Source organism: Labrenzia sp. PHM005 (genome assembly GCF_006517275.1).
In the GTDB taxonomy this organism is placed as follows: domain Bacteria; phylum Pseudomonadota; class Alphaproteobacteria; order Rhizobiales; family Stappiaceae; genus Roseibium.
The window spans coordinates 862501-875322 of the sequence record NZ_CP041191.1 but is presented as its reverse complement, the minus strand read 5'-3'; the positions used below and the strand labels follow the sequence as shown (position 1 = coordinate 875322).

At 55.5% G+C, this 12822-nt stretch carries 13 protein-coding genes; 9 read left to right on the top strand and 4 right to left on the bottom strand.

The genetic code is table 11. The features are described 5' to 3' along the window. The first annotated feature begins 36 nt into the window (after nt 1–36). Complete coding sequence (locus FJ695_RS03750; RefSeq protein ID WP_141184191.1) at nt 37–396, top strand: ArsC family reductase; 360 nt, start codon at nt 37–39, stop codon at nt 394–396. A 158-nt stretch (nt 397–554) separates the two neighbouring features. Here FJ695_RS03750 and FJ695_RS03745 read toward each other — a convergent pair whose 3' ends face one another. Continuing rightward, complete coding sequence (locus tag FJ695_RS03745) at nt 555–971, bottom strand: D-Ala-D-Ala carboxypeptidase family metallohydrolase (RefSeq protein ID WP_141184190.1); 417 nt, start codon at nt 969–971, stop codon at nt 555–557. Nucleotides 972–1161: 190 nt separating this feature from the next. On the opposite strand from FJ695_RS03745, the gene FJ695_RS03740 reads away from it, so the two are divergent. Together FJ695_RS03740 and FJ695_RS03735 are read left to right on the top strand one after the other, a co-directional pair. Further along, nucleotides 1162–2478, top strand: coding sequence for an aspartate aminotransferase family protein (locus FJ695_RS03740; RefSeq protein WP_141184189.1), 1317 nt, complete (start codon nt 1162–1164; stop codon nt 2476–2478). Nucleotides 2479–2480: 2 nt separating this feature from the next. Then, a complete protein-coding gene (locus tag FJ695_RS03735; protein ID WP_209010904.1) occupies nt 2481–3290 on the top strand; it encodes a 3-keto-5-aminohexanoate cleavage protein in 810 nt (269 codons plus the stop codon). Between the two features lie 28 nt (nt 3291–3318). On the opposite strand, the gene FJ695_RS03730 is transcribed toward FJ695_RS03735, so the two are convergent. The 3 genes from FJ695_RS03730 to FJ695_RS03720 all read right to left on the bottom strand — a co-directional run bounded on the left by FJ695_RS03730 (nt 3319) and on the right by FJ695_RS03720 (nt 6228). Beyond that, complete coding sequence (locus FJ695_RS03730) at nt 3319–4248, bottom strand: LysR family transcriptional regulator (RefSeq protein ID WP_141184188.1); 930 nt, start codon at nt 4246–4248, stop codon at nt 3319–3321. A 389-nt stretch (nt 4249–4637) separates the two neighbouring features. Next, entirely contained in the window at nt 4638–5321 is a 684-nt protein-coding gene (locus FJ695_RS03725) for an ABC transporter substrate-binding protein (RefSeq protein ID WP_141184187.1), read from the bottom strand. Nucleotides 5322–5631: 310 nt separating this feature from the next. Beyond that, nucleotides 5632–6228 (bottom strand): LysE family translocator, encoded by a 597-nt coding sequence (locus FJ695_RS03720; RefSeq protein ID WP_141184186.1) that lies wholly within the window; start codon nt 6226–6228, stop codon nt 5632–5634. Between the two features lie 94 nt (nt 6229–6322). On the opposite strand from FJ695_RS03720, the gene FJ695_RS03715 reads away from it, so the two are divergent. From FJ695_RS03715 to FJ695_RS03690, 6 genes are all read left to right on the top strand, one after another. Beyond that, the gene (locus FJ695_RS03715; RefSeq protein ID WP_209010903.1) at nt 6323–7732 is read left to right on the top strand and encodes a PLP-dependent aminotransferase family protein; all 1410 of its coding nucleotides are present in this window, start codon (nt 6323–6325) and stop codon (nt 7730–7732) included. Nucleotides 7733–7888: 156 nt separating this feature from the next. Further along, nucleotides 7889–8665 (top strand): energy-coupling factor ABC transporter ATP-binding protein, encoded by a 777-nt coding sequence (locus FJ695_RS03710; protein ID WP_141184185.1) that lies wholly within the window; start codon nt 7889–7891, stop codon nt 8663–8665. Beyond that, nucleotides 8662–9273, top strand: a complete 612-nt coding sequence (locus FJ695_RS03705; protein ID WP_141184184.1) for an energy-coupling factor transporter transmembrane protein EcfT — start codon at nt 8662–8664, stop codon at nt 9271–9273. The genes FJ695_RS03710 and FJ695_RS03705 overlap by 4 nt, the downstream gene beginning before the upstream one ends. 138 nt (nt 9274–9411) lie before the next feature. Then, nucleotides 9412–9966, top strand: a complete 555-nt coding sequence (locus FJ695_RS03700) for a biotin transporter BioY (protein ID WP_141184183.1) — start codon at nt 9412–9414, stop codon at nt 9964–9966. 28 nt (nt 9967–9994) lie between these two features. Next, nucleotides 9995–11476, top strand: a complete 1482-nt coding sequence (locus FJ695_RS03695) for an AMP-binding protein (RefSeq protein ID WP_141184182.1) — start codon at nt 9995–9997, stop codon at nt 11474–11476. Then, nucleotides 11473–12642 carry a thiolase family protein gene (locus FJ695_RS03690; protein WP_141184181.1) on the top strand — a complete coding sequence of 390 codons (1170 nt, stop codon included), beginning with the start codon at nt 11473–11475 and terminating at the stop codon, nt 12640–12642. Before FJ695_RS03695 ends, FJ695_RS03690 begins: the two co-directional genes overlap by 4 nt. The last annotated feature ends 180 nt before the right edge of the window (nt 12643–12822 follow it).

Genomic DNA, 12822 nt, shown 5'->3' with positions numbered 1-12822 from the left:
GGTGCCGCCAAACAAACAGCTACAGGATGGAGATCTATGAAGGTCTACGGCATCAAGAATTGCGATACGGTCAAAAAAGCGCGGAAATTCCTGGAAGAAGCGGGTGTGGACTACACGTTCCATGACTACAAGAAGGAGGGAGTCGACGCCGACAAACTGGCAAATTTTGTTGGTGAATTTGGCTGGGACGCGGTTTTGAACAAACGCGGCACGACCTGGCGGCGCCTTGATGAGGCAACCCAGGACGGTGTTACGGATGCCAAAAGCGCGCTCGAAGTGATGATCGACAATCCGTCTGTGATCAAACGGCCGATTGTCGAAGGCGAGTCTAAGAACTTCATTGGCTTTGATGCTGTGGCCTGGGAAATGGCTCTAGAGTTGGGCGAGCTGAAATAAGGCAAAAGCTGCGGCCTTTTCAAACCTACGGCTTCCCCGGCCCTGAGCCGGGGTCTATTGCATTGTGGTCCCGGCTCAAGGCCGGGACAGCGGCAAGTGCTGTCAATGCAAATGCCTACGAGGCATAGAGGAAACGGCAGGGCGAAGGCCAGAACCGTTCACCAGGTCCGGCGTGGACCAGTGTCGATGTGATAGTGGCCTGAGGAATAGTGTTTGTAACCGCCAACAGACGGTTGGGACTTTAGAAAAGCGATCACAGACGACGGATTGCCGCCAACTGAGAAATCAACCGCCTGACAATTCAGATGGTAGGAATCCTTGGCGCCCCCCTTCCACCAGTTTTCTAGCCACCAGCGTTTGGTGGAATGCACGGTCACCTTGCCGTACCGTTTGGCGACTTTATTCAACACTTTTTTCAGCTTGCGCGGAACACACCACGATGAATCGTCGTAGTGGATGGAGTTGTGGGAGCCGGTCGCCCAGCCCAATCCGGTGACACCGGCAACCGAGCCGCAGCCCACCAAAACGGCGGACAAGCCCAAAAAAACAGTCCAGGCCAAAAAACGCTGACGCATAACAAACAGCCTTGCAATCTTATGTATGTCTGTCCCCCACCCGCAAAATTACCGGGCATTTGATTAAAATTTTAATGAAAGACGTGGTTAACCGGCGTTAGAAACAAATGTTTCAATCACTATGTATTTCTGATACAAATGTCACAAGCGCTTTCTATCAGCGCGCCTTTTGTTGGTCAGGTGCCCCAGAATGTCTCACGTTTTTCCCCGTCATACCAAAGCCAAGCCGCCCATCGCAGTGCGTGGAGAAGGCTGTTACATCACTGACAATTCAGGCAAAAAGTATTTTGACGGTTCTGGTGGAGCCGCAGTGTCGTGCCTCGGTCACAACGATCCGGATGTGATCGCGGCGATCAAGGGGCAAGTGGATCAGATCGCATTTGCCCACACAGGTTTTTTCACCTCGGAACCTGCCGAACAGCTTGCTGACTTATTGATTGAGCATGCGCCAGGCGATCTCGACCGGGTCTATTTTGTTTCCGGGGGGTCCGAAGCCGTAGAGGCCGCGCTCAAGCTGGCGCGTCAGTATTTTCTGGAGAAGGGGGAGACTTCCCGGCACCGGGTCATCGCCCGCCGCCAAAGTTATCATGGCAATACGCTCGGCGCGCTGGCGACCGGCGGCAATCAATGGCGGCGGGAGCCATTTTCGCCGTTGATGATTGAAACATCTCACATTTCTCCGTGTTTTGAGTACCGGGGCCGGCAAGACGACGAAACAGCGTATGAGTACGGTCGACGGGTTGCCAATGAACTGGAGACCGAAATCCAGCGTTTGGGCGCGGAAAATGTCATGGCCTTTGTCGCCGAACCTGTTGTCGGCGCAACGGCAGGGGCCGTGGCTCCTGTCGAAGGCTATTTCAAACGGATCCGTGAGATCTGCGACCACTACGGTATCCTTCTGATCCTGGACGAAGTCATGTGCGGCATGGGCCGGACCGGGACACTGTTTGCGTGTGAACAGGACGGGATCGCTCCGGACATCCTGACCATCGCCAAGGGGCTTGGAGCTGGCTACCAGCCAATCGGAGCCATGCTGTGTACCTCAGAAATCTATGAAGCGATTGAGAATGGAACCGGGTTTTTCCAGCACGGCCATACCTACATCGGCCATCCGACAGCCTGTGCCGCTGCTGTCGCTGTCTTGAAAAAACTAACCGGTGGAGTTGCCGCCGGTGTCGCACCGCTCGGCGACAAACTGGATGCTGCACTGAAAGACGCTTTCGGTCAGCACCCCCATGTCGGCGACGTCCGGGGACGCGGACTGTTCCGGGGAATTGAACTGGTTGAAGATCGGGGATCAAAAGCCCCCTTCGATCCGAAGCGTGGCATCAACAAAGCGCTCAAGAAGGCGGCCTTTGAAGCCGGACTGATCTGTTATCCGATGGGCGGTACGATTGACGGGGTCAACGGAGATCACATCTTGCTGGCTCCGCCGTTTATCATCGACGACAGCCACATCTCCGAAATCACTGACAAACTTCAAACAGCGTTCAAGGCAGTTTTCTGATCATGAGACTAGAGAAACAAGTGGCTCCGCTGCCATTGATCATGGTGGCGCCAAATGGTGCGCGCCGGACGAAGGCCGATCACCAGGCTTTGCCGATGTCCATCCGGGATACTGTGGATACTGCGGTCGCTTGTTTTAAGGCCGGCGCCGGCGCCATTCATGCGCATGTCCGTGATGACAGCGGAGGCCATGTTCTGGACGCGGACCGGTATCAAGAATTGCTGTCAGAGCTGGCAGCGGCTGCGCCGCATATGCAGGTTCAAATCACTACAGAAGCCGTCGGGAAATATACGCCGGATGAGCAACGGCAGTTGGTGCGGACGGTCAAGCCATCGTTTGTTTCGATCGCGGTTCGAGAAATGATTCCGGATGACAACACAGATGCCGCTGCAGCCTTTTACGAAGAGGTATTGAGGGACGGCTGTACGGTGCAGCACATCCTTTATAGTCCGGAGGATCTCGACCGGTTTTTTGATCTGGTCGAAAGCGGCGTCATTCCCGGAAATGGGCATCAGATTTTGCTCGTCCTCGGCCGGTATTCAGACAATCAGCAAAGCACGCCGGAGGACTTGGAACCTTTTCTGGAATTGCTGGACGCCCGCCGCAACGGCAACAGGATCGAATGGGCGGTTTGTGCCTTCGGCCATCGGGAAACAGAATGTTTGGTGCATGCCATTCAAAAGGGCGGCAAGGCACGGATCGGATTTGAAAACAGTCTTTGGAACCGCGACGGCGCGTGTGCAAATGACAACGCTGACAGGGTCAAGGATCTGGTGGCGGCGCTGGAAGAAAAGAATATTTCTGTTCTTTAGGGCCTCCCTCATTCAAGAGGAGTAGGTGCTACGCCGCCAGTCCGTCTGATCCTGCCGGAAGCGCAAGTCCGTCCTTTTTCAGCTCCGCGACCACCCAATCGCAGAACAGCCGGATTTTCCGGCTGTTTTTGTTTTGCGGCGGATAACTGAGCAACCAAGATTCATTCGGGTGTTCGCAGACCAGCTCAAACGGCTGAATCAGCCGTCCGGACTGCAGGGCATCGCGGCAAAAATAGGGGGTAAGGATCGCAGCCCCCTGCCCGGCCAGCGCCCGGTTGGCCTCCAGCGCCTGAGATCCCATACGGGATTCCGGCCAGCGGCTCAGATCGGGATCGGGCATTCCAGCAGCAGCGAACCACATGAGCCACCAGGGATCGCCGGGATCGATGATCGGTATTTTGAGAAGATCTTCTAGCGTGTGAATACCGCCGATGCTGGCCGCAAGTTCCGGCGCGACCAGCGGTGTAAATTCAGCTTTGACCAGCGGCAGGGTGACAGAACCTTCCGGGGGCGGAAAACAGGCCGATATTGTCACATCGGCACAGTCAAAGGTTGGTTTTTCCCACGGCCCGTAGGGAACGATCCTGACCGCCAGATCCGGGTTTTGCATCTGGAACTCAAACAGACGTGACCCCAGCCAGTTCATTGCAAAGGTCGTGTTGCTGTTGATCACCAGCTCGTTTGCATGGGTACCGCGCACATCCTCGAACGCAGTCCGTAATCTTTCAAAACCGTCTACAACCCCTTCTGCAAGCTGCGCTCCTTTGGCCGTCAGTTCTATCTTGCGGGGTTTCCGTTCAAACACGGCAAAACCGAGTTTTTCTTCCAGAAGCTTGATCTGGTAGCTGACCGCTGCCTGGGTCATGCCCAGTTCCTCACCTGCCTTGGTGAAGCTCAGGTGCCGGCTGACGGCTTCAAAGGCCCGGATTGCGGGCAGAGGGGGAAGGGACTGTGCCATACATAAATACTCCTTATGCATGCCTATCGTCTTTTCATTGGTCAATCAATGATGGAGGAACAATATTGATTGTACAAATGCAATTCAAAAAACGAGTTGAGCTATGCCTAGAGCAGATTCAATCCCTGTGAAAGACCAGGGAAACAGGAAAAATGTATTAACCGGACTTATTCAAAGTCTCCTCGGACCGAGTTGGGCCGGGCGGCGGAAGCTGGTCCAGATTTGTGACCTGCCGCCGGACCTGCGCCGCGATATCGGCTTTGAACCAGACGTCCGCGCGCGCCTCAGTTTCGAAGACAAATGGCACCAGGAAATAGACCGGCTGAGGCGGTAAAGGCTCAAAAACCGATGGTGCACATGCCCGCAGGGGTGGTGTCAGGCGGCTTGGATTAGCGATACTTGGCGTGGATGCGTGTGTAGGTCTGATCGGCCTTGATTGCAGCCAGCCCGGTATTAAACCGTTGCCTCAATTCGGTTGAGTGCGGGTGTTTGCGGGAAAAACAAAGATGATAATCCCAGACAACAAAAGGCTTGAATGCAAACTTATTTCTTAGTCCGAGCTGCTTGATTAGGTAGTCCCCGGCTGCCTTGCCGGTGTAAACAAAATCGACACGGCTGAGCTCCAGCATTTTGAAGCCTGTTTCATCGGAGGGAATGTCGACAAGAACTGCGCCATTGTCTGTCAGAGTGGCATTCGGTGCGTACTCCAAAACAGAGGCAACGCTGTAGCCAGCAAGATCAGGTATATCGATGATCTCATCTACTGGAAAACCGTTTTGATAATATATTCCATAAGCTTCCTGGCTTATAGGGTCGCTAAAAAGATAGTGTTTTGCCCGGTCTTCGGTGCGGGCGCAGGTGAGCAAACCGGGATGATTTCCGATTTCCGTTTCATGGACTGCGCGTGACCACGGAACAAAGACGATTTTGGCATCTACGTTCTGGCGTTTGAAGACTTCCATTGTGACTTCATGATCAAAGCCGTGCAGGCCATCTGCCGGTTCCTCAATATCGAACGGCGGGTAGTTTGTCGCCAAAATGATCGTTGGAGTGCGAGTGTCTGCAGTGGCCATTATCGCTGTTAAAAAAACTGCGGGAACGGCAATAAGAGTTTGGAACCAAGGCTTGCGACCCAACTGAATGTTCCTCAGCTACACCTGACAGAAGAGCTGTATTTGAGCATGTGTGCAGATCGCAATAAATTGGCAGTTTTTCGGGACTTGGCGTTTGAAGCGTTGAAAATCGACTGGAATTGTCTCTGCTATATCGAACAATCGGCTTCAGATGCTCCAGCTGTCCGCGAGGCAGTTAAGTCCTCAGCTGACAGACGGAGTAACACTGGATTATGCTCCCGTTGACTCCGACAAGTCAAAGATCTGAACACTACAGCATCAACGCCCAAATGGTCGCCGCGAGCATTGTAAAGGCCATCAACACAGTGATCGCCCGCATCAAACGGCCTTCGCCGACGATCGCCAGAATGGATACCCCAGCCAGGGCCCAAAGAGAGTGAAACACGAGCCCGCCGAGTACAAATCCGGTGGTCAGAATGATCGCATTTTCATGAACGCTGAGACCATTGCCAGCAAGAAAGGTTGTGAAGGCAACCATGTTCATGGCCCAAGTCTTCGGACTGAGCGGGTGGATCAAAAGGCCCTCCCAGAAACTGGGCAAAGAGACTTCTCCTTTGGGTTTTACGCTCAACGACACAATCCGCCAGGCAAGGTAGGTCATATAGGCCATGCTGAGGACTTTGAAGGCCAATACAATCGGCCCGCCACTGGCCATCACATGACCAAGGCCATACGCAACACTCAGTTTTAGCGGTAGCGAACCGATTTGTGATGCGACAATAACCGGGAATGCAGAACGGTAGCCAGCCGCGGCACCAATGGCCAGGAAGGTCAGGTTTCCGGGGCCGGGCGTGCCGGTCATAACGATGATAAACAGGGCGAAGGCCGTTAAGGTGGCGATATCCATCAGGGACTCATTCAATTTCGATACAATCGATACAAAGTACTCAAAACAACCACTGACTTGAAAAAATGTATGGGTCAATGATAACATTGTTCTCATGACAATGTGGGTTCCTGCGATTGATACGGCTTCTGGGCCGATTTACCTGGCAATTGCCGATGCGCTGGAGGCGGATATTCTGGCGGGCAGTTTGGCCCGAGGAGACCGCCTGCCGCCGCAACGCGAGCTTGCCTATCAACTTGGCATAACGCTGGGCACGGTGACTCGAGCATACGCCGAAGCGGAGCGCCGCCGGCTGGTCAAAGGTGAAACAGGACGCGGCACTTATGTGGCGCCGGAAAGTCAGAAGATTTCGCCATTGATCCCGAAAGAAGGCGAACCGGACAGTTGTGACTTAGCGCGCAATTTCGCCTATCCGCATCTCAATCCCAGCCTGTCGGATGGGTTGGTTCGCATGGCGAAAACGCACGGGATTGAGCGTCTCAATGGGTTTGTACCGTCGGAAGGGCTAATGGCGCACCGGGAAACCGGGGTCTTGGTGTTTAAGGACTATGGGCTGGATGCCGATCCGGACCGGGTCGCCGTCACTTGCGGTGCTCAGCACGGGATCCAGGTTACGTGTCAGGCGCTGTTTCTGCCCGGCGATGCCGTTGCGGTCGATCAGTTCACCTATCCATCGATATTCAGTTCCTTGGCAGCGCTCGGCTTGAAGGCTGTTCCTGTGCCTGCCTTGCAGCGGGCTGATGGAGGTCTTGGGGCGATGGATCCGGACGCCCTGGCGCAAGCAGCCAGCCTGCACCTCGTGAAGGGCGTCTTTTTGATGCCCAATATGCAAAACCCGACAACCCACACCATGTCCTGCGAAGAGCGCAATGCCCTGGTCGATGTGGCAAGGGCGCACGATCTGAAGATCATAGAAGACGATCCCTACACTCCGTTTCTCACCGAAACTTTGCCGGCTTTTGGCGCATTGGCGCCGGAGCGGACCGCTTCCATTGCCAGTATTTCAAAAGTCTGTTCTCCGGGCAGCCGGATCGGTTTTGTTCACGTTCCTGCACCCTTCGGCGCTTCCATCCGAAACAAAATCGGTGAAAGTACCTGGATGGCATCGCCAATCACGGCCGAGCTGATTTCGGGCTGGGTCCGCGAAGGTCAGCTGGCGAAGGCTTTGCGTGTAAAGCGGCGGGCTAACAGTGTCCGGTTTGAAATGGCCCGCAAGATTCTAGAACCGCATTTCCTACAAAGCGGCAGTCACAAGGTCTTTGGCTGGTTGGCTCTGCCACCGGATGTTGATCCCGATGCGCTTCAAGCCGCGCTGTCGCATCAGGATATCTCGGTGCTGTCCGCCCGGTATTTCCAAACCAAAGGACAAAAACCTGCACCCTACATCCGCATCACTTTCGGATCAGAAGAGAGCGACGAGCGGTTCCGCTGGGCACTTGAGCGGATAAAAGCGACAATTGCTGAGTTTTCTGAGCCGCCGGACCTTACTCGTCCTGTGGGGTAACGACCTGCCTTGTTATAGGGGGAGGGCTTAGTCAAAGCGGCGATGTTTGCATCCGAATCGATGTGGATGTTTTGACATCAATAGCGTTCCAGACGATAAGCGGCGCAAACGTAGCGGCAATATATCAGCCGCTCGGCTAGTGCGTGGCAGGAACCGATGGTGCTTTGGCGCTCAAAAAAACAAGATAAAATTGCTGGAGCCTGCAATCCAACCGCGTCGCCCTATGCCCGGTTCGATCAAGCCGGATTGACGCTGGGTGGCCGGGAGATCCTGCGTGATCTCAGCCTGACGCTTGATGAACACCGCATTGGGGTGATTGGTCTGAATGGGTCTGGCAAAAGCAGTTTTGTGCGTTTGTTGAATGGGCTCCATTTGGCTGACAGCGGCCGCGTGACGTTGTTTGGCGCCGAAGCAACAGACGTGCGCAGCGAACTGCCGCGCCATGTCGGCTTTGTCTTTCAAAACCCGGATCATCAGGCAATTTTTCCAACTGTCGAAGAAGAAATTGCTTTCGGCCTAACCCAGCTCGGTGCCACCAAACAGGAAGCCCAGACGCAAGCATTGGAATTTCTCGATCAGCATGGCTGCAGCGGCCTTGCCGCCATGCCCTTTGCCGAGTTGTCCGGTGGACAAAAGCAGCTGATTTGTATTCTGGCGGTTCTGGTGATGAATCCCGGTGTCCTGGTCCTGGACGAACCAATGACAAGCCTGGATGCCCTTGCGTCGCGCCGGATTTTTGACAAGCTCATGTCACTGCCGCAGCGCATTGTTATGGTCAGTCACAACATAAGCCTGCTTCAAGGGTTTGACCGGATACTGTGGCTGGAAGACGGTCGCGTCAGGATGGATGGTCCGGCTGCAAAGGTGATTGCTGCTTACCAGGCTGATATCGAACGCCGGTCCGGAACCTTTATGGAGGTGGCCGCAATATGATGTCGGTCTACCTATCTGGTCAAAGTTGGGCGCACCGCCTGCCTGCCGGGCTGAAGCTGCTTGTAGTGGCAATTGGCAGTCTTTTGTTGTTCAAGACCCAGACCATCTGGGTGTTTCTGGTCTGTTTTGCAGCTGTGCTCGCTGCCTATGTGTCCTTGGGGCGGGGCGGTGTCGACCGGCTGCGGCTGCTCAAGGGGCTTTCGATCTTTCTGGCGGCTATTCTGGCGCTGCATTGGTTGTCTGGGACGGTTATGGAAGGCATCGCTGCTGTTTTGCGGCTTTGCGTTATGGTGCTTGCGGCCAGCTTTGTCTCGATGACAACGCGTATGGATGATATGCTTGCTGCGGTGATGCCGCTCTTCCGGCCGCTTGAGTGGCTCGGGTTTTCCGCCCGCAAGCCGGCACTTGGGGTGACCCTGGTTTTGCGCTTTGCGCCGCACCTGATCGAGATTTTCGGGATGTTGCGGGAAGCCTTCCAGGCGAGAACCGGGCAAAAGACATCTTGGCGGTTGATTGCACCTTTTGCGCTGCAGGCGCTTAAGATGTCGGACAATGTGTCCGAAGCTTTGGCAGCCCGGGGCGGATCGGAAGGAATGGCGCCCCGCTGACGGGTGTGGAGAAATTTAGCAGGCCGCAATCATTCAAAGACAATGGGCCAGCTGAAAAGGGAATGGAGCCGGGCAAATGTGGGTGCTGGGTTCTTGAACAATGAAACAACGAAGTCGAGAAAGAAGGTAAAAACTCCCATGGCAGATCGTTCTCTGGTTCACATTGCTTTTTATGCAGCTTTGATCGCGGCGCTTGGTTTGTTGCCGCCGGTCGCAATTCCGTTTCTTGGTGGTGTTCCGATCACTGCGCAAACGCTCGGCGTCATGCTCGCCGGCGTGATGCTTGGTCCGGTCCGCGGCGGCCTTGCGGTCCTTCTGTTTCTGTTCCTCGTTGCGCTGGGCGCGCCATTCCTGGCTGGTGGCCGTGGCGGTCTTGGGGTTTTTGCCGGCCCGTCCGTCGGCTTCCTGATCGGCTGGCCGGTTGGGGCGTTTGTTGCCGGACTGATCATGCGCGCAACACCCAATTCCAGCATGCTGGTGTCCTCCGCAGTCGCTGCGGCCGTTGGCGGGATTCTGGTTGTCTACGCCTTCGGCATTCCAGGTATTTCGATCATGACCGGTTTGTCTTTGGCTAAAGCGGCCTTGGGCAGCGCCGTCTACATTCCTGGCGACTTGATCAAGGTGGCGATTACTGCCGTCGTTGCTCAGACAATTGCACGTGGTTTGCCAGGCGCAGTCCTGTCACGGTCTTAACACTGGGATCTTTGGGATCCAGCGCCGGATGGCCTATATCGGCGAACACCTGGAAACTTCAGCGTGGCACCATCCGAACAGTGCCGCGCTGAAATGCGCGTCCACCAATTTGACGTGGAACGGATTTTTTGACGCGGTCCAAAAGCTTGAGGCCGCTGTCCTGGCGCAGACTGTGCCTGGCGCGCGCGTGGCACTTCTTCTTTCAGATCCCGCCGCAACTCTCGTTTGTTTTTTTGCCTGTGCGCGGGCTGGCCGGATTGCCATGATTATGGAGGTTTCTTGGCCAAAGCCGCGAATTCAGGAGTTGATCGCAGCAACACAGCCGACCCTCTGTATTGATGACGCTGAATATCAGGCGCTCTGGCAAAAAAATCAAAAAGCGGCCGACACGAATGATCCGACCAAGGCACCTAAACCAAAAACTCCGCCAACAGAAGGCTCCGATTTTTATGCCGGCTTCACATCCGGTTCGACGGGCCTTCCAAAAGGGTATGTGAGGTCGCACCGCTCGTGGCTGGAAAGTTTCCGGCTGAGTGATGTTGATTTTGACCAAATACACCCGCGCCGGATTGTCCTTGCTGGTGGTGTGAGCCATTCCCTCCATCTTTATGGCGCGGCGCATGGGCTTCATCGAGGGATCTCGGTAACGCTAATGCCGCGGTTTGATCCGCGAACGGTTCTTGCCGAATTGCAGGCAGATGGCGGCGGCGCGGCGCTCTATGCAACACCGACCCAACTGCAGCTAATTGTTGAAGCCGCGCGCAGGACGGGGCCGCTGGAGTGCGTTCCCCTGGTCTTTTGCAGCGGCGCCAAATGGTCCGGAGAGGCCCGCGCCACGCTTAGAAAAGTGTTCCCGTATGCCAGGTTGGTAGAGTTCTACGGCGCGTCTGAAACAAGTTTCATCAGTTTTGCCCGTAGCGGCGAAAACACGCCACTTGGATCTGTCGGACGCCCGGCGGATGGTGTTGAAGCGGCCATTGGTGATCCGGCTGATCCAGCAGCGGCCGGGGTATCCGGACCGGTTTGGGTGAAAAGCCCTCTTCTTTTCAGGGACTATATTTGCGGCACTGCGCCGGAAACAAAGTGGCAAGACGGCTGGCTGACCTTTGGAGATCACGGTTTTCTGGATGAGGATGGTTTTTTGTATTTATCCGGACGTGGGAACCGGATGGTCATTACCTCTGGGCTGAATGTCTATCCGGAAGAGATTGAAGCGGCCCTTCTCCAGCATCCGGATATTTCTGGGGCAGTTGTCTTGGGTCTTGATGATTCATTGCGTGGTCAAAGGCTCGAAGCTGTTGTTGAACTCAAAACAACTCTTGAAGACCCTGAACGCGCGCTGGCGGATCATTGCAGGGCACGTGTTGGGCGTGCCAAATGTCCGAAGCGGTTTCACATCAGAGATAAACTGCCTCTGACCGCGGGCGGCAAACCCGACATTCCCGCGATAAAGGACAGTCTAGACGGCGGACAGTCAGAGGTCCGGCAGATGGAAAGCCAGGCCTTATGACGCGCCGCGCCGTTGTCATTGCAGCACGTAGAACTCCGGTCGCCCCAAGGGGGGGCAGCCTCAGTCACCTTCAGGCCGATGAATTGGCAGCACCAGTCCTCGACAAACTTGTTGAAGACGCAGGCCTTGATCACACATCAGTAGACCACGTTCTTCTGGGAAATGCGCTGTATGCTGGGGGCAACCCGGCGCGTATGGCCGCGCTTCGTGCCGGATTACCTGAAACCGGTCCCGCTTTAACTCTCGATACTCAATGCTGCTCCGGCCTGGACGCGATCATCATGGCGGCCCGGTTGATCGAATCGGGCGCTGCCGATTGTGTTTTAGCCGGAGGTACGGAGAGTTTTAGCCGGGCACCCCTGCGACTGCATCGGCCCCTTGCGCCAGTGTCTGAGCCGGTCGCCTATAGCCGCCCGCCTTTTGCGCCGCCTCCGTTTTCCGATCCGGACCTGACAGAAGCCGCAGCCGCGCTTGCGGGCCAATATAAACTTTGCCGGACTACTCAGGCGGAGTTTGCCGTTGGTTCTCATGATAAAGCGCGTGCTGCGGCCGCTAGCATTGGCGCGAGACTGGTGGATTGTCCGGGCAGCGGTCTAAAGACTGACAGTTTTACACGCGGCCTTACGAGCCGAACAGCGCTGCGCGCCCCCGTCCTCGCAGGAAATCAATCAATTGGTCTGACTGCCGGAACAATCGCCTGTGAAGCAGATGCTGCGGCGGCTGTACTGTTGGTCAGTGACGACCTCGCCAGAGACCTCCAGATGCCCGGTCTTCAAATTATGGCAGCTGGAAGCCGCGGCGGCGATCCCGCCGATCCGGCACTGGTTCCGATCGGCCTCGCGCGAGACCTTCTGGCTCAAACGGGCAAGAGCATCGAACAATTGTCGGCAATCGAGATCCATGAAGCTTATGCTGTCCAGGCAATGATCACCGCTCAAACATTGGCGGTCGACCCACGGATTCTAAACCCGCTGGGGGGCGGTCTGGCCCGTGGGCATCCAATAGGGGCGTCCGGCGCCATCCTAATGGTCCAGATGTTTCAATCCATGCGGCTTGCAGAGAGGCAGGGCTTGGCTGATGAATTTCAGGGCATGGCGCTGATTGCGGCAGCTGGCGGTCTATCTGCAGGAATTCTCGTTGAAGGTCACCCGTCGCGTGATCGGTGAAAGCATAACTATCTGTAATAATTGAGAATAATGCCATCTATGAATTTTTTTTCGCAAAAATTGATTTTTTTCGAATTCCGCTGTTGACCGTTCCGATTGGTCTGCGTATAACCCGCTCCATCGACGGCGGCAACGTCGCTGGCGAGAGGGCGCTGCGCTCTAAATTCCGGAAAACTGGTC